Source organism: Flavobacterium sp. LAR06, from assembly GCF_041946075.1.
In the GTDB taxonomy this organism is placed as follows: Bacteria; Bacteroidota; Bacteroidia; order Flavobacteriales; family Flavobacteriaceae; genus Flavobacterium.
The window spans coordinates 321,897-342,747 of sequence record NZ_JAUTYT010000002.1; the positions used below are offsets into that span (position 1 = coordinate 321,897).

Sequence of the window (20,851 nt, forward strand, 5' to 3'; positions counted from 1 at the left end):
AAAGGTTTAAAAAATGTACCTTTGTTTAAATTTTTTGCAAATGTTAAAAAAAGGATCCAAACTAAATAGTATTTTAACAGGAAGTTGTCCAAAATGTCAAAATGAGAGCATGTATTCGGACAAAAATCCCCTTCATTTGACTAAAGTTCTCAAAATGAACGAAAATTGCAGTCATTGCGGTTTAAAATATCAAATCGAGCCTTCGTTTTTTTATGGTGCCATGTATGTAAGTTACGGACTAAATGTTGCCGTTGGAATTGCAGCCTTTATTGTTTCATTTGTTTTCTTTGGAGCTTCAATTGAGCAATCTTTTTTAGCGATCGTTATATCCTTGATTGTACTATTCCCTTTTGTCTTACGCCTTTCAAGAAATTTGTATATCAACATGTTTGTTTCGTACGATCCAAAAGCCGGAAAAAAATAATCCTACTTTCTTTTTATATAAAATCGCTGAATGTCTATTGTGGGATCTAATGGCTTGCTGTTTTCAATATAATCAAATAAGTCTTTTGCCATTGCCGGCCCAAGCATTACACCACGGGTACCTAAACCATTTAATAAATGCAACGGGCTATATTTATCGTGTGTCCCAATTATAGGCCTCCTATCACGAACTGTTGGCCTTACTCCCCCAAAATGAGAAACAATTTCGAAATCGCAATTGATAATTTCCTGAATACGTTCAACTAATTCCGCTTTTCCTTCTTCTGTCGGTAAATCCGTTTTGTCTTTCCAATTGTATGTTGCGCCCACTTTAAACAAATGATTCCCTAAGGGCAAAATAAAGACGCTGGTGTTCACAATTACATCTAAATCTAGTTCTGGTGCTTTTATAATAAAGAGTTCCCCTTTGGTGCCGTCTAAAGGCAAATCCTGAAAAAATGGATTTGAATGCAAACCAAAACCTTCGGCAAAAATTATATGTTTAGCTTTGATGTCTTTGTATTCGACAAAATCATCATTAACAACCAAAGTATCGTATTGAAATGATTCTTGTAATAATAAATTATCTTCTATTAAATAGGCCTGATACTTATCCAGTAAAAGTGAAGTATCGACATAACCCGTATGTAAAACTTCACCATAATCAAACGGAGAATCTATTCCAAAATACTTTTTGAATATTAATTTAGTCGAAAGAAACGGAGCTAACAATGGTTTATCTGAAGCCGCAAACCAGTTATTCTGCTCTTCAATAGAGAAAAACTTTCTAAGAATAGGAAGTTTAAAATTTACTTTAGTTTGTAGTTTAGCTTCAATAGTATTGTAGAAATCTTCCATTAAAACCAATTGTTCTTCAGCTTTCCAGACTTCACTAAAGCGTTTTAAGATAACTGGATTATATAATCCGCCAGCGACTCTTGATGATATTTGAGATTTATCATCAATCACTACAATAGATTTGTTGTTTTTAAGGGCAATTTCAGCAAAAGAAATCCCGGCTAATCCAGATCCGACAATTAAATAATCTAACATGTAGTAATAAGTAAAAAATAAAAAAACTCTTACTACAAAGGTACTAAGAGTTTTTGTTATAATGTAATTTAGTCACTTAGTAGTTCCACATATCCTGTTCGAAATTACGAATCTTCTCTTTTACTCTCTCAGATTCTAATAACTGACTTTGTGCATCATCTTTAATATAATCTTTTATCTCCCGATCTCCATATACATTTTCCTCTCTATAAATAATTGAATTAAAACGTCTGGAATTTAGGATCTGATCAAATGAAATATTGGCTGCCGAATTTTCAATAAACGCTTTTGCCTCATGTAAAACATCCCTGGCATTAGGAAAGAAAACCCAAAATAACTCGATATAATCTTTCTCATCACTATTCATTGTATAAACGTCGGGAGTAACAGGACAAATACCAATTAAACGATACTTCAATTCACTTTGACGTTTGTCAAAATACCAGTATCCTTTAATTTTGTATTGTGTAACATCCTGAGCTGTTAAGTCCTGCTTCAGTATATACTCAGAAGGAACTGTTCTTGTAGCTCCAACTGTCTCATCAACATAAGTTACCACTTTTTTTTTACCAGTACCCGTAACTATTTTTTTCTTCACAACGTGCGTTTTGTAGTCATCAGGGTATTGGTTAATTAATTCTCTACCGGCATCTGTGGTATCAATACGCGATAATGATCCTTGTATGTCTTTTATAGATTTTTTAGTATTGAAATAACTGTCTGTATAAACTTCCGTTATTCTTCCACTCCTAATCGCTTTAGTCAAAACATCGTAAAGAGAACGCCTATCTGAACCAATATTAGCTGTATCTACAGGAAAATATAATGGAAAATTGATTTTCTCATTTAAGTCAATAATCTCCCATGTAGTTTTTCCCATCAAAACATCTCTGTCATTGACATACCCATAAGACAATGGTTTGTCATTATCAGATATTAACCGGGCAGGCGGCTTTTTACCTATTTGATCAGCTGTTTTTGCATTCAGCAAATTAGATTGCGGGCTCGCGGTAACGCATACCATAAAAACAACAGGCAACAAAAAAGTTTTCATCTTCATCATCATATAAATTATTTATAATTGACTCAACGAAGTTTTTACTATTTTATTGTATTTTTCCTACAAAAAATAAATTTAAGAACAGGTGAATAGCATTCAAGAGTAAAGCCTGGCAAGAAATTAATTAATTTCTAATTAAACTCAAACGATAGACCAAACCTCCTATCCTCATACAAATAGTCCAAAGCAAAATCGATAAAATAAAAAAACTCTTACTACAAAGGTAGTAAGAGTTTTTATTATATTGTAATATAGACACTTAGTAGTTCCACATATCTTGTTCGAAATTACGAATCTTCTCTTTTACTCTTTCAGATTCTAACAATTGGTTTTGTGCATTATCTTTCATGTATTCTTTGATCTCGCGATCTCCGTACAAGTTTTCTTCTTTATAGATTACTGCATTAAAACGTCTTGAATTTAAGATCTGATCGAATGAAATTGGCAATGCTGAATTATTGTCGTTAAAAGCTTTAGCTTCATGTAATGCTTCTCTTGCATTAGGGAAGAAAACCCAAAATAACTCAATATAATCCTTCTCATCACTGTTCATCGTATAAACATCAGGAGTAACTGGACAAATTCCAAGTAAACGATATTTCAATTCACTTTGACGTTTGTCAAAATACCAGTATCCTTTAATTTTATATTGTGTAACGTCCTGAGCAGTTAAATCTTGTTTAAGAATATACTCAGAAGGAACTGTTCTTGTAGCTCCTACTGTCTCATCAACATAAGTTACTACTTTCTTTTTACCAGTACCAGTAACCACTTTTTTCTTCACAACGTGAGTTTTGTAGTCATCTGGATATTGGTTGATAAGTTCTCTACCAGCATCAGTTGTATCAATACGAGATAATGATCCTTCGATGTCTTTCATAGATTTTTTAGTATTGAAATAACTGTCAGTGTAAATTTCAGTTACTTTACCACTTTTGATGGCTTTCGTCAAAACATCATAAAGAGAACGTCTATCTGAACCAATATTAGCTGTATCTACTGGAAAATATAATGGAAAGTTGATTTTTTCATTCAAATCAATGATCTCCCAAGTTGTTTTTCCCATCAAGACATCTCTATCATCTACATAACCATAAGCCAATGGCTTATCGTTGTCTGAGATAAGTTGTGCAGGAGTCTTAAGTCCTATCTGATCTGGTGTTTTTGCATTAAGCAAATTCGATTGCGCATTAGAAGCGAAACCGCCTGCGATAGAAACTATAGCTATTAAAAAATTTCTTACTTTCATCATGATATCATTATAAGATATTGAACGTAGTTTTACCTACTTTATTATTGTATTTCGTAAATTACCGGAGCAGTACGTGGCAATAAATAACTACCAGCTCCAACAAGTTTAGTTTTAATTTCAGAAATAGTAACCTGATCTCCTCTTCCAGCTTTAGAAAGAACTGATTTACATTGTGCATTTAATCTGTTACCGTTAACAACAACTGTAGGTTGTCCAGCAATTTTCAGGTTAAATCCAACAACATCTAAACCAACTTCAAAATCAAAATCAAGTAATTTAGCACCAATAGTAGCAATCTCTAAGTTAGATTTAGGTCCTTTAACAACACCCATTTCTCCTCTGATTGTACCTGTTGGTCCAGGAATACCTTTAATTCTGAATGATTTTTTATCTGTAACTTTATCACCGTTTGGTAAAGTTCCTGTAACTGAAATTGTAGTTTCAGTACCTGAACCTGGGCTCATGTTATATTTACCAGGTTTTCCAGCTGAAGCCAGACCTGGAGCACTTGCAACAATTTTGTTAGCATCTACACCAGCGAATGAAACAGAGATTGGGTTAACAACACCTCTATAAACAACATTCATTTTATCAGCAGAAATAGTAGCTGAATTTGGTTTTGGTACTACAACGTATGTTCCTTTAAATTTCAAAGGAATGTTTTTTCCATCCTCTAAGAACGTAAATTGTCCATTGATATCCTGTTCTCCAACACCACCAGCAGTTAATGAAATAACAGCTTGTCCGTTAACGATTTGTCCAGGCCCCTGGAAAGAAGTTGGTTTAGTGTTTTCGTCATAACGACCTAAAACTACCTTACCTGTAACTTTCTCACCTTGGAAATAAGCATTTTTGTCTAAAACAACGATCGCTTGATAATTGCTGTAAGAAGCTGTAGCTACAGCTGCTTTTCCTAAAGCATAATTATAAACATCCGTTTCTGCCTTTTGAACGTCATTTTGCCAAGCTGAAAGTTTAGCTAATGAAGCAACTGCAGGGAAACCTTTGAAGTGGTAAGCTAAATACTTATCTTTTAAACCTTCTTTATTTTTTACATCAGAAACATCAAATTTCTTATCAACTTCAGCAACAATAGCAGCGTATTTTTTATCCGCTAAAGCAGCTTTCATAGCAGCTTTGTATGCCTCAATATGAGCGATAATATCATTTCCTTTTGCAGTATATCCTTCTCCTGTAAACCAGTTGTCGATATTATCACCTTTGTCCATAGACTCGTAAGGTAATTTACCAGTTTCTTTATCAGATTCAAATCCTTTTAAAACATCACCTTTTAAAGATCCGATGTATGCGTAAAATTCTTTCGAAGCTGTTTCAACTTTGTGAGCTGTAACTGCAGCGGCTGTAAATTCTCCTTTTGCTTCAGCAGCTTTTTGATCCAAAGCACTTAATAAACCAGCATTTGATTGTTCAGAAGAAGTGTTAGCGCTTTCAAATTTTTCATTCATTAATCCAAAAGCAGATAAAACTTCTTTGGACATATTCATTGCTAACATTGCGATGAAAACCAGATACATCAGGTTAATCATCTTCTGTCTAGGGGTTAATTTTCCTCCTGCCATTTTTTTCTAATTAGTTCTTATTAATAAATTTAATATAATAGTTAAAAACTAATTATCCTTTGTTACTCATTGCAGAAAGCATACCACCATAAACACTGTTTAAAGAAGCAATGTTTGCAGTCATTGATTGCATTTGTTCTTTTAATTTAGAAGCATTTTCAGCAATTTCGCTGTTTGCTTGTGCATTTCTTGAAGCACTTTCTAATTGTACTTTGTATAAGCTGTTTAATGATTCCATTTGTGCAGCAGCCATAGACATTTCTTCAGCATATTTCTTTTGTCCTGCAATAGAATCTACTGTTGGAGAAATAGCTTTTGCAGCTCCTTCGAAATTTTTGATTGAATTTCCTAAGCTTGACATTAATTCACCGTCAATTTTAGCTTCTTTCAACATAGCATCTAATTTTTGAGACAACAATCCTTGGGCGTCAGTTGGAGTCTCTACTTTGTCAGCTTTTTTTCTAGCCTGACCATTAGCTAATTCAGGGTAAACAAGAGTCCAGTCTAATTCTTCATCTACTGGTTCGAAAGCAGAAAGAGCAAAGATTAACGCCTCAGTTACTAATCCAATTGAAAGCATCAACGTTCCTGTTAACGGTCCGATTTCAAAGTGTGTAATTTTGAATAATGCTCCAATGATTACTACTGCCGCTCCCATACCATAAGCGAAATTCATTGCTTTTTTACTTAATAATGCCATAATACTTTTTTTTAGGTTTTAATAAAATAGATTTGATTTGGTTATTGAATTTAATTGTAATTTACTTTTTCTTTTTGCCTCCTGTTACCTGAGTTCCCATGTAATCTTGTACAGTTCTGAAACCAATATAACTTCTTGCAGAGTCAGCATATTCGTGATCACGTGTACTTACCTGTAGGAAGTAAGCAACATCTTTCCAGGAACCACCACGAACTACTTTTCTTTGATTGTTTCCATCGATAACGTTTGGATTCATCGTTGAAACATATTCATATGCATTTGGATTGTAAGCTGAATCTGTCCACTCTGAAACGTTTCCTGCCATGTTGTACAATCCATAACCGTTTACATCGTAAGATTTAGCTTCTACTGTATACAAAGCCTCATCAGCAGCATAATCTCCTCTGCTTGGTTTGAAGTTTGCTAAGAAACATCCTCTGTCACTCTTAGTATAAGGACCTCCCCAAGGGTAAGTTGCGGACTCCAGACCTCCTCTTGCAGCATACTCCCATTCTGCTTCTGTAGGTAATCTGAAAGCATTCACTAAGTCACGTCCTTTTTTCTTAGATTTAATGTAACTGTTTTTGTTTAAAGTTCTCCATGCACAGAAAGCTTTAGCTTGTTTCCATGTCACACCCACTACAGGATAATCTCCGTAAGCTTTGTGCCAGAAATAATCATTGTGCATTGGCTCATTGTATGAATATGCGAAATCCTTAATCCAAACTGTTGTATCAGGATAAACACTAACTTGTTCTGTTTTAACGAAGTCTTTTCTTTTTCCAACTTTAGCTTTTGCAGCAGCTTGAATATCCATCCAAGAATAACGGAATTTCAATTTATTTACATCAATTGTTCTCAAACCATTGTATGATTCTTCAATTGGCAAATACATAGAATCCATTACTTCAGTGTAATACTCATCTGGATAAGCTTTTGTATCTTTAATTAACTTAACTTTTTTGTTTAATTTTCTACCAGCATACGGATCATCTTTCGTTCCTACACTATAGTAGTTATCATACATGTATTTATCATATGCCGTCATTTTATCTGGCTCAGAATCATTAAATGCATAATCAGCGATACTACCGCCTTTACTACCTTTATCACCAGTAGCTTTTTGTCCTGTTTCATCAGCCAAAATAGCCAAACGAACTCTCATTGTAGAGTCTTTTACCCACTCCACAAACTGACGATACTCGCTATTTGTGATCTCAGTTTCATCCATATAAAATGAACGAACCGTTACCGTTTTAGTTGGAGCGTCTTCTACATTAGCTAAATCAGCATCTGATTTACCCATAATAAAGGATCCACCCGGAACTAATGTCATTCCATAAGGTTTCTCAGGATGCCATTTCCCTCCTGTAACACCAACTAACTCACCTTTGTCACCTGACTTACCACAGCCGATTACTAGTGATAACATTGCTGCAAATGCAAAAAACTTCTTCATATAAATTTGGGATTATCTATTCATTATTATAAGTCCGTAAACGTATTTATTATTTATCTAAAAAACAATACTAGTTGCGAAATTTATTTTACCGTTCAAAAATAATGTTAAATAAAATAAAAAAAAAATATTTTATCGACAAACTAGCATAAAAAATCGACGTAAAACGTTAAATTTTATATTATATAATTATTTTCCTACTAAATTATCTTAAATTATTTTTGATAATTTTAAAAATTTAAGATTTTTATTAAAATTATCCTTTACAAAGCATTTTTTCTTTGTGCTTTCCACCATCTTTCTGGCAATTCTTGGTTACAAGCGCACAAATATTCGTCGTATGAACACGGTAATAACGTATTTCTTTTCAATTTATTGTTTCCATTCGACACAAAGGGAATTTCGATCCACCAACGGTCTGTTTTGTCACTTTTGTAAAAAATCAGCTCTTCGTCTTCCAGCGGCACAATGTATTTCAAATAGTTCGTTCTGCTGCCAAATGGGTATTCTTTAGAGCGGTAATGATAACCCTCTATAAAGTACCAGACAATCTGAGCCATCATAGTCGATTCGTGTACCGTACTATTGTGATTAAAGATTCCAAATGATGAAACTTTATCACTAATTCCTGCATATCTGGCTAAAGAACAAATCTCTTTTCCGTTGAAACCATTAGGCTCAAAAGTAACAGTATTTCCTGAAGCTGAAGACTTTACCGAATTCAAATCAATACTTACCAAATCGGCATCCCTAAAAACAGGTTCAGCCAAAGCGATCTTGTTTGAAATCTCACCTAAACGATAGGCGTCAAAGAACAATTTCTCAATCAAATCAATTTCTTCCTGCGAGTTGTAATAAGTCTGATATCCTATATTACAATAGTTAAACAGGTTATTTGGCTCATCTATAATGATTTTAGTCAGATATGAATTAGCTGAAACTGTTTCATTTTCTTTACCAAAATCAAATCGATTATCAACAGCAACCATGTTTACCATTTGCTCTAAATCATCGTATGCACGATACAAAGCATAGGTTAAATCCTGCGAACCCCCCAGGACTATAGGAATCACTTTATTCTTGATTAAAGCAGCAGTCACCTTTTTTAATGCGAAGTAAGTATCCTCTACAGAATCTCCTGCAAGAATATCGCCCAAATCAGCAATAGAAGCATCCCAATTACCAGGAAACATACTATAAAGCTTTTTACGAACAGCAGTCAGGTTAACTTCATTAACCATATTGATATTCCTGCGATCTTCTAAAACACCTACTATAGCTATCTGCACCATGCTAATATCAGGGAATTGATCCTGAGTATGCAAGACAATCTTACTACCCAATTCTTGTGAAGACAACGAACTAATGAATTGTAAAATTCCGTCGTTAACTGGTTCTAGAAAATCAAATTCCATTTATTATTTCTTTTTAGCAGCTGGTTTTTTAGCTGGAGCTTTCTTTGCTGTTGTTGCTTTTTTTGCTGGTGTTTTCTTTGCCGGAGTCTTTTTGGCGATCATTTCCTGAACTTCAGCCAATGTTAATTTCGTTGCATCAACATCTTTACTTAATTCAATTTTAATCTTTCCTTTTGTTATAACAGAACGACCCCAACGTGCTTTTTCAACTAGAATCCCTTCGTCTTCCCAATTGTGAAGCACTTTATCAATGTTTTTCTGTAATTTATCTTCAATCAATTCCTCAACATCTGCTTGCGATAAATTATCAAAATTGTATTTTTTACTCACATTTACAAAAAGACCATTCCATTTGATGAACGGACCAAAACGCCCCACTCCTTTTTGAACTGCTTCTCCTTTGTAAACTGCAATTGGTGCATCAGCTAAAGCTTTTTCATCAATTAATTCCTGAGCCCTTTCTTTTGTAACTGCTAATGGATCTTCTCCTCTTGGCAGCGAAATAAAAACACTTCCATGACGCACATAAGGTCCGTAACGTCCATTGCTTACTTCAACTTCTTCTCCTTTATATTCTCCTAAGTTTTTAGGTAATAAAAATAAATTCAAAGCTTCTTCTAAAGTAATATTCCCAATATTTTGATCGGCCATTAAACTGGCAAACTTCTTATCTTCATCATCTGCTTCTCCAATTTGAGCCATAGGGCCAAATTTTCCTAAACGAACAGAAACCTGTCTTCCATCTGCATCTTTACCCAGAATTCTTTCACCACTTTCTCTTTCTGCATTTGCTTCAACATCTTTAACATTTGGATGAAACTTATCATAGAATTCCTGCATCATGGTTGCCCAGTCAATATTCCCTTCTGCGATTTCGTCAAAATCCTGCTCCACTTTTGCAGTGAAATTATAATCAAGGATATTTCCGAAATTCTTAACAAGGAAATCAGTAACGATTGTTCCGATATCTGTAGGAACTAATTTTCCTTTATCAGAACCTGTATTTTCTTTCAGCAACTTCTCTCCTACTTTATCAGCCTGTAAAGTAAGTTGTGTATAATTACGTTCCTGACCTTCAAGCGTTCCTTTTTCAACATAATTTCTATTGATGATAGTCGAAATAGTTGGTGCGTACGTAGACGGACGACCAATTCCTAATTCTTCTAATTTTTTTACCAAAGAAGCTTCTGTATAACGTGCCGGCGGTCTTGAATATCTTTCTGTAGCTGTAATGTAATTGTTAACTAGCTTTTCGTTTACTTTTAAGGCTGGCAACATTCCTTCTTGCTCTTCCTCGTCATCATCATGCCCTTCTAAGTATACTTTTAAGAAACCTTCAAAAAGTAAAACTTCTCCTGAAGCTGTAAAAATTTCACTGTGATTATTCGCTTCAATTTTTACGTTTGTTCTTTCCAATTGAGCATCGCTCATTTGAGATGCTAAAGTTCTTTTCCAGATCAAATCATACAAACGAGCCTGATCGCGATCAATGTTTACCGTGTGACGCGACATATCAGTCGGACGAATGGCTTCGTGCGCTTCTTGTGCTCCTTTGCTTTTGTTAGCAAAAGTTCTCGGTTTCGAAAATTCTTTTCCGTATGATTTTATGATTTCAGCTTCAGCAGCATCCATTGCGTCTTTAGAAAGATTCACACTATCCGTTCTCATATAGGTAATAAGTCCGGCCTCGTATAAACGTTGTGCAAGCTGCATGGTGATTCCTACTGGCAAATACAATTTTCTGGCAGCTTCCTGTTGAAGTGTAGAAGTTGTAAAAGGTGCTGTTGGAGATTTTTTGGTAGGTTTAGTTTCTAAATCAGCTACCTTATATTTAGATCCGATGTTTTGTTTTAAGAAATCTTCGGCCTCTTTTTTAGTATTGAAATTTTTTGGCAATTTCGCTTTGAAAGCTTTTCCAGCCTCATTCACGAATTCCGCTACAATTGAATAACTTGCAACGGCATTAAAATTCTGAATTTCGCGCTCTCTTTCTACAATCAAACGAACAGAAACAGATTGTACACGACCGGCAGAAAGTCCGCCTTTGATTTTTCTCCATAAAACCGGAGACAATTCGTAACCTACTAAACGGTCTAAAACACGACGTGCCTGTTGTGCGTTTACTAAATTATAATCTATTTCTCTTGGATTCTCGATTGCTTTAAGAATCGCTGATTTGGTAATTTCGTGAAAAACAATTCTTTTGGTTTTTTTAGTATCTAGTTTTAATTCTTCCGCCAAGTGCCATGAAATAGCTTCTCCTTCGCGGTCCTCATCACTTGCTAACCAAACCATTTCGGCATTTTTAGATAGTGTCTTTAGTTTACTTACCAGGGCTTTTTTATCGGGAGAAACTTCGTATTTAGGTTTAAATCCATTCTCTACATCTACTCCTATTTCCTTTGATGGTAAGTCGGCTATATGTCCATAACTTGACTCCACCTGAAAATCACTTCCTAGAAATTTCTCTATCGTTTTCGCCTTTGCAGGTGATTCCACTATTACTAAATTCTTTGCCATTGATCTATTTTTCTGCAACAAAAGTAGAAGTTTTTTTTAAATATCAACCTTGATAATGCATTTTTGAGGTATTTTGATATTATGTTTCTAAAAATTGCAGATTTATCTGTAATCTCACCTATTATATATATAGGTATAATTTTAAATGGATGATGTATCAAGAATGTGCTTTTGTTTAGAATTTTAGATTTTAGAGTTAAGATTTTAGATTATTTAATGCACATGTATTTCGTGCGATAATTTTAACCGCAAAGGTCGCAAGGGTTTACACAAAGGTCGCCACAGACAGCTTTGCGAACTTAATAAATCAATTGCAAACACAAACAAAAAAATACTTTGCGCACTTTGCGGTAAAATGAACGCTACAACATAGGTGGGCTTAAAGATGTACACAAAGTTAACCACGCCATAATCTGTTACTTTTAAGCGTACTGCAAATCAATCTAAAATCTTAACTCTAAAATCTAAAATCTTTTCTCTGCCATCTTGTCATATTTATACCTTTTGCGTTATCTTTGCACTTTGAAATTATACAATGGAAAAGATTATTGAAGAAAGCAAACAGGGCGAAAGTCTTGTTTTGGAGAATAAACCTGAGAATACAAAAAAACTTTTTATAGAAAGTTACGGTTGTGCGATGAATTTTTCGGACAGTGAGGTCGTAGCTTCCATTTTATCGATTAACGGATACAATACTACTCAAACTCTTGAAGAAGCCGACCTAGTTTTGGTTAACACCTGCTCAATTCGGGATAAAGCAGAGCAAACTATTCGTAAGCGGCTGGAGAAATATAATGCGGTAAAACGTATTAATCCAAAAATGAAAGTGGGCGTTTTAGGCTGTATGGCCGAACGTTTGAAAAGTCAGTTTCTGGAGGAAGAAAAAATAGTCGATCTTGTTGTTGGCCCTGATGCTTACAAAGATTTGCCGAATTTATTGGCAGAAGTTGAAGAAGGCCGCGACGCCATTAATGTAATTTTATCGAAAGAGGAAACCTACGGAGATATTTCGCCGGTTCGTTTGATGAGCAACGGAATTACTGCTTTGGTTTCGATCACCCGTGGTTGCGATAATATGTGTACGTTTTGCGTTGTACCTTTTACACGTGGACGTGAGCGTAGCCGTGAACCGCAAAGTATTATGACTGAAATTCAGGATTTATGGGATAAAGGCTTTAAAGAAATCACACTTTTGGGACAAAACGTTGACAGTTACCTTTGGTACGGTGGCGGTTTGAAAAAAGATTTTGTAAACGCTTCAGAAATACAAAAAGCCACAGCAGTAGACTTTGATCAATTGCTTGAAATGGTTGCGGTTGGTTTCCCAAAAATGCGTATCCGATTTTCGACTTCTAATCCACAGGATATGCACGAAAGTGTTTTACATGTTATTGCGAAATATCCAAATATCTGTAAACACATTCACTTACCAGTTCAGTCTGGAAGCAACAGAATTTTAAAAGAAATGAATCGTCTGCACAGTCGTGAAGAATACATGACTTTGATTGACAAAATCAGAACTATTATTCCGAATGCTTCGATTTCGCAAGATATGATTGCCGGTTTCCCAACAGAAACTGAGGAAGATCACCAGGATACCATGAGTTTGATGGAATATGTGAAATATAATTTCGGTTATATGTATTCGTATTCTGAGCGCCCTGGAACTTTGGCAGGAAGAAAAATGGAAGATGATGTTCCGGAAGAAACCAAAGCGCGAAGATTACAGGAAATTGTCGACTTACAACAAAAACACGCCTGGTTTAGAAGCGAGGAATACGTCGGGCAGGTTGTAGAAGTTTTGGTAGAGAAAGTTTCTAAAAAATCAAAAGAAGAATTCTCAGGAAGAAACTCACAAAGTATTACGGTTGTTTTCCCAAAAGAAAACTATAAAATTGGAGATTTCATAAATGTAAAAATTACAAGCTGTACTAGTGGAACTTTAAAAGGTGAAGCCGTTGGATATTCTGAAATGAATTAAAAAAAACATTGTTTCAAATCTTAGTTTTTTGTTGCATGTTGATTCTGTATCTTCAAACTAAAATATATAATTTCAGCAATAATTTTAACCATATTATTTCAACTATGAAAAACTTTATTATCATATTTTGCTCATTATTTATACTTTCTTGTTCAAACGACAATTCTTCTTCTGAAGAAAATTCAAACGGAAATATTTTAAAGAGCTACAAAGAAGGTGGTGCTAATGGAAATGTACATTATTTTGAAAATGCCGGAAGTCGATATGAAAAAATAGTTTTATCAACAGGAGAAACATTGCTGAAATTCGAATACGACTCAAATAACAAAATGACAAAAATAACCCTAAGTCCGGAATGGGTTCCCGTTACAACTTCTTTCACATATAATAGTAGTGGACAAATAATTAAAATGGAAAAAGATAATCGAGCTACTGGTGTCACAGGAAAACTTACGGTTTGGTTATTTTCGTATACTAAAAACGTTATTACAGGTGAAGTAGTTTCTGATGAAGATCCAAACTTTAATCATAGAAAAGTTAAGTATACATTTAATGACGATGGTTTACTCATTTCTCGACATAATTATATTGATTTTCCTGCTAAGGACAACAGACCAATAATTACAAACTCATACTTAACATTGAAATACGACCAAAACAGAAATGTAATTCTATTAAAAAAAACCAACAACGGAACTCATGATTTACCAGACAGTCAGCCAAATATAGGAACATATTCAATTACTTATGAATATGACGATAAAATAAATCCTATGCATGAGGTCTACATGAATCATTATATAAATTATATTTTAAGCAATGATTATCCTTTTAATTTAGAAATAGGTACGTATCAGGACAGAGTTACAGGAACTGGAACAAATAATTTAATAAAAACTATTTTTCCAATAGCAGAAGGTGGCGGTATTCCTGTAGATAATGTATACAAAAACACATTTACTTATCAACTAAACAATCTCCCTAGTAAAATGTCAAGAATTTCTACTGCCGATAACAAAGAATATGGAAGTTTAATTTATACTTATTCATCCAAATAAAATCGAAAATTCAAAAAATAGCTAGTTTATGGAAACAGTTCAAGCAATAAAACAACGATTTGAGATTATTGGGAATGACCCAAAATTAAATCGTGCTATTGAAAAAGCCATTCAGGTTGCTCCTACTGATATTTCGGTAATGGTAACTGGAGAAAGTGGTGTTGGTAAAGAAAATATTCCGAGAATAATCCATTCGCTTTCACACAGAAAGCATGGTAAATATATTGCTGTAAACTGTGGAGCTATTCCGGAGGGAACAATTGACAGTGAGCTTTTTGGTCACGAAAAAGGTGCTTTTACAGGAGCGACAAGCACGCGTGAAGGTTATTTTGAAGTAGCTGACGGCGGAACCATTTTTCTGGATGAAGTTGGTGAATTACCATTAACTACTCAGGTTCGTTTGCTTCGTGTTTTGGAAAATGGAGAATTTATAAAAGTAGGTTCGTCTCAGGTTCAAAAAACGAATGTTCGAATTGTTGCGGCAACGAATGTCAATTTATTCAATGCAATCGAAAAAGGAAAATTCCGTGAGGATTTGTATTATCGTTTGACTACTGTTGAAATTACTTTGCCTCCGCTGCGAGAAAGGAATGAAGACATTCATTTGTTGTTCCGAAAATTTGTGGCCGATTTTGCGCACAAATACAAAATGCCTCCGTTGAAATTGGATGATGACGCGGTGCAGCTTTTGCAAAAATTCAGATGGAACGGAAATATTCGTCAATTGAGAAATGTGGCCGAACAAATTTCAGTATTAGAAACGAATCGTGATATTACTCTTGCCACTTTACAATCGTACTTACCGACAGAAGGAACTAATTTACCTTCTGTAATTAGCGATAAGAAAAAAGATAGCGACTTTAGCACCGAAAGAGACATTTTATACAAAGTCCTTTTTGATATGAAAAGTGATTTAAATGATTTGAAAAAACTGACTTTAGAACTAATGAAAAACGGTTCTTCAAAAGTGCAGGATATCAATCCGAATTTGATTCAGAAAATATACGGATCTCAGGAAAATGACAGTGAAATTGATTTTGAAGAAGAACCAAGAACGGCTGTTATGACACCTGCAACACGCGAAGATAATTATCGCATACAAGATGACAATAATTATTTAGACGCCGAAACTATTGAAGAAGAGGAAATTCTGCGTTTAGAACAAAAAGAAATCGAAATGATTAAAAAATCATTAGAGAAAAATAAAGGAAAACGAAAAGCGGCGGCTGATGAATTGGGCATTTCGGAGAGAACTTTATACCGAAAAATTAAACAATTCGATTTGTAGTTTTTTGCCACAAAGGCACCAAGACATAAAATGTTTTTAAACGAAAATGAATATCTTTGACCGAGCGTCAGTAATCTGGCGAAGCAATTCTTAAAACACAAAATGAAAAACTTAAAATATATTTTAATTCTTGTAATCGCTACAACTTTCAGTGGCTGCAACGTTTACAACTTTACAGGAACAGGAACAATCGATGCCAAAACGTTTCAGGTTAACTTTTTTCAGAACAACGCTGATTTAATTGAGCCTGGAATTGACAGACAATTTACACTGGCTTTGCAGGATTTGATTATGAATCAAACCAACTTAAACCTGGTAAGTAACAGCGGTGATTTAACGTACGAAGGTGAAATTGTAGATTACAGAATTACACCAATGACGGCAACTGCAGATCAACAGGCAGCACAAAACCGTTTGACGATTCGTGTAAATGTCAGGTTTACGAACAAAAAGAAAGAAACAGATGACTTCGAAAAAGGCTTTGAATTTTATTATGACTTTGCCGGAACATCACTACCAACAGGTTCTGTTTTAAATACAGCGATTACCACTATTTTTGAAAGAATCACCCAGGATATTTTCAATGAGTCATTGGCAAAATGGTAATTTTTTGTTTAATTGGTCAATCGTTTAGTCGTTAAATCGAGTAAACAAATTTCCGATTAAACAGTTAAACAAATAAACGATTAAACAATAAATAATGAATGTAACTGATTATACATACTTAATGAACAAACCCGATGCTATTACAGAAAAGCAATCGGAAGCATTAAGCAATGTTTTGAATGAATTTCCGTATTTTCAAAGTGCGCGCGCATTGCGATTAAAAGGACTTTACAATCAAAATAGTTTTAAGTATAATTACGCCTTAAAAGTTACAGCAGCTCATACAACGGATCGCACGGTTTTATTTGATTTTATTACTTCAGAAACTTTCACTTCTATTCAGGGCGAATATTACGATCAAAAACTTAAAGATCTTTTGAATATCACTGTTTTTGACAGCGAGATTGTCTTAGCAGAAGAGAAGAAGAAACTGGCAGAAGTTCGCATTGATCCAATTGAAAAATCTATTCTGGATTCTATTAAGGAGGCAACAGGGGTTACTTATGAGGAGCCTGTAAAAATTATAGAAAAACCTACTTTAGATTCTTTTACAGAAGCAACAAACATCAATATTGAAGAACCTGTAAAAGATGAAGAAAAACCAGTTACTATAATTATCGAAGAACCGACATTAGATTCTTTTACTGAAGCAGCAAGCATTACTCTTGAAGAGCCTGTAAAAGTTCAGGAAACAATAGATTCTATTATTGAAGAGCCAACGACAGATTCTTTTGCAGAAGCATCAAACAGTACTACTGAAGAGTCTGTAAAAATTGAAGAAAGATTATTTGATAGCATTATACCAACTTTAGATTCTTTTCAGGAAGTAACAACTGTGACTTTTGAAGAACCTATAATCGTAGAAGAAAAAATAATTGAACCAATTACGGAGCAAGCTATTTTAGATACTTTTAAAGAAATAACCGCCGTTACTTTTGAGGAACCTTTAATAGTGGAAGAAAAAATAATTGAAGCAATTATCGAACAACCTACTTTAGATTCTTTTGAGGAAGTAACAACTACTACTTTTGAAGAAGTTGAAGAAAACCCGATTGAACTAGTTATCGAAAAGCCGACTATAGATTCATTTGAGGCAGTAACTCCAACTGTTGAAGATACTCCTATTATTGAAACAACTCCAATTGTGGAATCGACACCTAATATAAAGGAACCAACTCCAACTTTCTTTGATGAAATTGTGGAGGAAGAAATTCCAAGTGTAAGAGTGGAGCCAATTGAAGAATCAACATACAATGCACTACAAGAAGCCACAGCAGTTGTTTTTGAAGAAGCGCCTGTAGTTGAAGAACCAAAAGCAATTGAAGAGCTAAAAGAAATAGAAGTTTCAGAAACCGTAAAAGCGGCAGAGGAAAATCTGGAGATCGGAAAACCTTTGGATTTTTCTGTTAGTGAAAAACACTCTTTTCAGGAATGGCTTCAATTAGCCAAAACAGAACCTATTGATCGTAGCAAAGAGGCGCAGGAAGAATCAGAATCAATTGAAAAAGCTGAAAATACGGTTAAAAATGTAGCCAAACCCGAAACAATTGACGAAGAGAAAAAGAAAAAAGCAGAAATAATTGATAAATTTATTGAAACAAATCCAAAAATTTCTCCAATAAGACAGACTGCAATAACGCCAGCGGTACAATTAGACAGTGATAAAGAAGAGAATTCTTACCTAATGACCGAAACTTTGGCCAGAGTATATTTGGAACAAAAAAAATATACAAAAGCCATACAAGCATATGAAATATTAATTTTGAAATATCCAGAAAAAATTAGTTTCTTTGCAGACCGTATTTCGGATATTAAGATTTTACAACAAAATAACAATAATAATTAAGCAATGAGCACATTTTCAATTTTTTTAGTTTTAATCACAATAGTTTGTTTTCTATTGATCGTAGTAATCATGGTTCAAAACCCTAAAGGAGGCGGATTATCGTCTACTATCAGCGGAACTCAAATGTTAGGTGGAGTACAAAAAACAACTGACTTTTTAGATAAAAGTACCTGGACACTAGCGACTATTTTGATTGCTTTAATCTTGCTTTCAAGCTTAAGCTTTACAGGATCATTAAGTGATACTGATTCTAAACTTATTGAAAAAACAGAAGCTCCTGCCACTACACCAGCTGCACCAGTTCAACAAACTCCTGCTCCGGCAACGCCAGCAGCGAAATAATAGTTTCAAAATAAAATATAAAATGCCAGCCTGTCAAAGCTGGCATTTTTTTTAGGAAAAAATGTCAGTTTTAGGAGCATGGCACAATTTCTGAAAGTTTATTGAACATTAAAAAACGTATAACTTATAACATTATAAAATCATGGCCTTAAACATTAAACCGCTTTCAGATCGCGTACTTATTGAGCCTGTTGCAGCTGAAACAAAAACTGCGTCAGGTATTTTTATTCCAGATACTGCCAAAGAAAAACCACAAAAAGGAACTGTTGTGGCAGTAGGAAACGGCTCTAAAGATCATACAATGACCGTAAAAGTTGGTGATACTGTACTTTATGGTAAATATGCCGGAACAGAATTAAAATTAGAAGGAACTGATTATTTGATTATGCGCGAAGATGATATCTTAGCAATTATCTAAAAAACATAAGTCTTAAGAATAAGTATCAGGAAAACCTGAAACAAATAAAACTTTAAACTAAAATAAAAAATGGCAAAAGATATAAAATTTGATATTGAAGCACGTGACGGATTAAAACGTGGTGTTGATGCATTAGCAAATGCTGTAAAAGTAACTCTTGGACCAAAAGGTCGTAACGTAATTATCGGAAAATCATTTGGTGGACCAACCGTTACTAAAGATGGTGTTTCTGTTGCAAAAGAAATCGAATTAAAAGACCCATTAGAAAACATGGGCGCGCAAATGGTTAAAGAAGTAGCTTCTAAAACCAATGATTTAGCGGGTGACGGAACTACAACTGCTACAGTTTTAGCTCAGGCAATCGTTAAAGAAGGTTTGAAAAACGTTGCTGCAGGTGCAAATCCAATGGATTTGAAACGTGGTATTGACAAAGCGGTTGAAGCTATTGTTGCTGACTTAGCTAAACAAGCTAAAGTGGTTGGAAGCGATTCTGATAAAATCAAACAAATTGCTTCTATCTCTGCAAATAACGACGAAGTGATTGGTGAGCTAATCGCTACAGCTTTTGCTAAAGTTGGAAAAGAAGGTGTTATCACTGTTGAAGAAGCTAAAGGAACTGACACTTTCGTAGATGTTGTTGAAGGTATGCAGTTTGACAGAGGATATCTTTCTCCTTACTTCGTAACAAATCCAGAGAAAATGGAAGTTGAATTAGACTCTCCATACATCTTATTATACGATAAAAAAGTTTCTTCTTTAAAAGAATTACTTCCAGTTCTAGAGCCAGTTGCTCAATCAGGAAAACCATTATTGATTATTGCTGAAGATGTTGACGGAGAAGCTCTTTCTACTTTGGTAGTAAACAAATTAAGAGGTGCTCTTAAAATTGCTGCTGTAAAAGCTCCTGGTTTTGGAGACAGAAGAAAAGCAATGTTAGAAGATATCGCAATCTTAACTGGTGGAACTGTAATCTCTGAAGAAAGAGGATATACTCTTGAAAATACAACTATCGAAATGTTAGGAACTGCAAAAAGAGTTTCTATCGATAAAGACAACACTACAATTGTAAGTGGTGCCGGTGAAGCAGATATCATCAAAAACAGAGTAAACCAAATTAAAGGTCAGATGGAAACAACTACATCTGATTACGATAAAGAAAAATTGCAAGAGCGTTTGGCTAAATTAGCTGGTGGTGTTGCTGTTCTTTATGTTGGTGCTGCTTCTGAAGTGGAAATGAAAGAGAAAAAAGACAGAGTTGATGACGCGTTACACGCAACTCGAGCTGCTGTTGAAGAAGGAATTGTTGCTGGTGGTGGTGTTGCTTTATTAAGAGCAAAAGCGGCTTTAGCTGGAATCACAGCTGACAACGCTGACGAAGCAACTGGAATTCAGATTGTTTCTCGCGCAGTTGAATCTCCATTAAGAACTATTGTTGAAAATGCAGGTCTTGAAGGTTCTGTAGTGGTAGCAAAAGTTGGTGAAGGTTCTGGTGATTTTGGATACAACGCAAAAACTGACGAATACGTAGACATGCTAAAAGCTGGAATTATCGATCCTAAGAAAGTAACTCGTGTAGCATTAGAAAATGCTGCTTCTGTTGCCGGAATGATCCTAACTACAGAATGTGCATTAATTGATATTAAAGAAGAAAGCGCTGGCGGAATGCCAATGGGTGGCGGTATGCCAGGAATGATGTAATCGTTCTAACTTCTAAACTATAAAACGCCAGATATAAATCTGGCGTTTTTTTTTATTTTTTTTCGCCACGAATTCACGAATTAATTATTTAATATCTGTTTTTTAAAAATTCGTGAATTCGTGGCGATCTTCATTTTAGATTATTATTTAAC

The 20,851-nt window shown here is 34.6% G+C and carries 17 protein-coding genes; 9 read left to right on the forward strand and 8 right to left on the reverse strand.

Annotated features, from left to right (window positions below; all coding sequences use genetic code 11):
* Positions 1–40: 40 nt before the first annotated feature.
* On the forward strand, positions 41–424 hold the full coding sequence (locus Q7C23_RS04510; protein ID WP_375031385.1) for a DUF983 domain-containing protein: 384 nt from the start codon (positions 41–43) through the stop codon (positions 422–424).
* A 2-nt stretch (positions 425–426) separates the two neighbouring features.
* Here Q7C23_RS04510 and Q7C23_RS04515 read toward each other — a convergent pair whose 3' ends face one another.
* The 8 genes from Q7C23_RS04515 to topA form a co-directional block, all read right to left on the reverse strand.
* The gene (locus Q7C23_RS04515; protein WP_375031386.1) at positions 427–1,476 is read right to left on the reverse strand and encodes an NAD(P)/FAD-dependent oxidoreductase; all 1,050 of its coding nucleotides are present in this window, start codon (positions 1,474–1,476) and stop codon (positions 427–429) included.
* 76 nt (positions 1,477–1,552) lie between these two features.
* Positions 1,553–2,536 carry a gliding motility protein GldN gene (gene gldN / locus Q7C23_RS04520; RefSeq protein WP_375031474.1) on the reverse strand — a complete coding sequence of 328 codons (984 nt, stop codon included), beginning with the start codon at positions 2,534–2,536 and terminating at the stop codon, positions 1,553–1,555.
* A 259-nt stretch (positions 2,537–2,795) separates the two neighbouring features.
* A complete protein-coding gene (gldN, locus tag Q7C23_RS04525) occupies positions 2,796–3,785 on the reverse strand; it encodes a gliding motility protein GldN (protein ID WP_072975221.1) in 990 nt (329 codons plus the stop codon).
* Between the two features lie 44 nt (positions 3,786–3,829).
* Positions 3,830–5,368 carry a gliding motility protein GldM gene (gene gldM, locus Q7C23_RS04530; protein WP_375031387.1) on the reverse strand — a complete coding sequence of 513 codons (1,539 nt, stop codon included), beginning with the start codon at positions 5,366–5,368 and terminating at the stop codon, positions 3,830–3,832.
* Positions 5,369–5,420: 52 nt separating this feature from the next.
* On the reverse strand, positions 5,421–6,068 hold the full coding sequence (gene gldL, locus Q7C23_RS04535) for a gliding motility protein GldL (protein ID WP_072975224.1): 648 nt from the start codon (positions 6,066–6,068) through the stop codon (positions 5,421–5,423).
* Positions 6,069–6,129: 61 nt separating this feature from the next.
* A complete protein-coding gene (gene gldK / locus Q7C23_RS04540) occupies positions 6,130–7,527 on the reverse strand; it encodes a gliding motility lipoprotein GldK (RefSeq protein WP_072975225.1) in 1,398 nt (465 codons plus the stop codon).
* A gap of 263 nt (positions 7,528–7,790) precedes the next feature.
* The gene (locus Q7C23_RS04545) at positions 7,791–8,942 is read right to left on the reverse strand and encodes a formimidoylglutamase (RefSeq protein ID WP_375031388.1); all 1,152 of its coding nucleotides are present in this window, start codon (positions 8,940–8,942) and stop codon (positions 7,791–7,793) included.
* Positions 8,943–8,945: 3 nt separating this feature from the next.
* Complete coding sequence (topA, locus tag Q7C23_RS04550; protein ID WP_375031389.1) at positions 8,946–11,462, reverse strand: type I DNA topoisomerase; 2,517 nt, start codon at positions 11,460–11,462, stop codon at positions 8,946–8,948.
* A gap of 535 nt (positions 11,463–11,997) precedes the next feature.
* On the opposite strand from topA, the gene miaB reads away from it, so the two are divergent.
* The 8 genes from miaB to groL all read left to right on the forward strand — a co-directional run bounded on the left by miaB (position 11,998) and on the right by groL (position 20,699).
* Positions 11,998–13,443, forward strand: coding sequence for a tRNA (N6-isopentenyl adenosine(37)-C2)-methylthiotransferase MiaB (miaB, locus tag Q7C23_RS04555; RefSeq protein WP_375031390.1), 1,446 nt, complete (start codon positions 11,998–12,000; stop codon positions 13,441–13,443).
* 104 nt (positions 13,444–13,547) lie between these two features.
* Positions 13,548–14,501, forward strand: coding sequence for a hypothetical protein (locus tag Q7C23_RS04560; RefSeq protein ID WP_375031391.1), 954 nt, complete (start codon positions 13,548–13,550; stop codon positions 14,499–14,501).
* A 28-nt stretch (positions 14,502–14,529) separates the two neighbouring features.
* Positions 14,530–15,789, forward strand: coding sequence for a sigma-54 interaction domain-containing protein (locus Q7C23_RS04565; protein WP_375031392.1), 1,260 nt, complete (start codon positions 14,530–14,532; stop codon positions 15,787–15,789).
* Positions 15,790–15,891: 102 nt separating this feature from the next.
* Complete coding sequence (locus tag Q7C23_RS04570) at positions 15,892–16,395, forward strand: LptE family protein (RefSeq protein ID WP_375031393.1); 504 nt, start codon at positions 15,892–15,894, stop codon at positions 16,393–16,395.
* Positions 16,396–16,489: 94 nt separating this feature from the next.
* Positions 16,490–18,241, forward strand: a complete 1,752-nt coding sequence (locus tag Q7C23_RS04575; RefSeq protein WP_375031394.1) for a hypothetical protein — start codon at positions 16,490–16,492, stop codon at positions 18,239–18,241.
* A gap of 3 nt (positions 18,242–18,244) precedes the next feature.
* Positions 18,245–18,583: a preprotein translocase subunit SecG gene (gene secG, locus Q7C23_RS04580; protein WP_026985706.1), complete on the forward strand. Its 339-nt coding sequence runs from the start codon at positions 18,245–18,247 to the stop codon at positions 18,581–18,583.
* A 142-nt stretch (positions 18,584–18,725) separates the two neighbouring features.
* Positions 18,726–19,001, forward strand: a complete 276-nt coding sequence (gene groES, locus Q7C23_RS04585; RefSeq protein ID WP_012023920.1) for a co-chaperone GroES — start codon at positions 18,726–18,728, stop codon at positions 18,999–19,001.
* A 69-nt stretch (positions 19,002–19,070) separates the two neighbouring features.
* Positions 19,071–20,699 (forward strand): chaperonin GroEL, encoded by a 1,629-nt coding sequence (gene groL, locus Q7C23_RS04590; RefSeq protein WP_375031395.1) that lies wholly within the window; start codon positions 19,071–19,073, stop codon positions 20,697–20,699.
* Positions 20,700–20,851 lie beyond the last annotated feature (152 nt).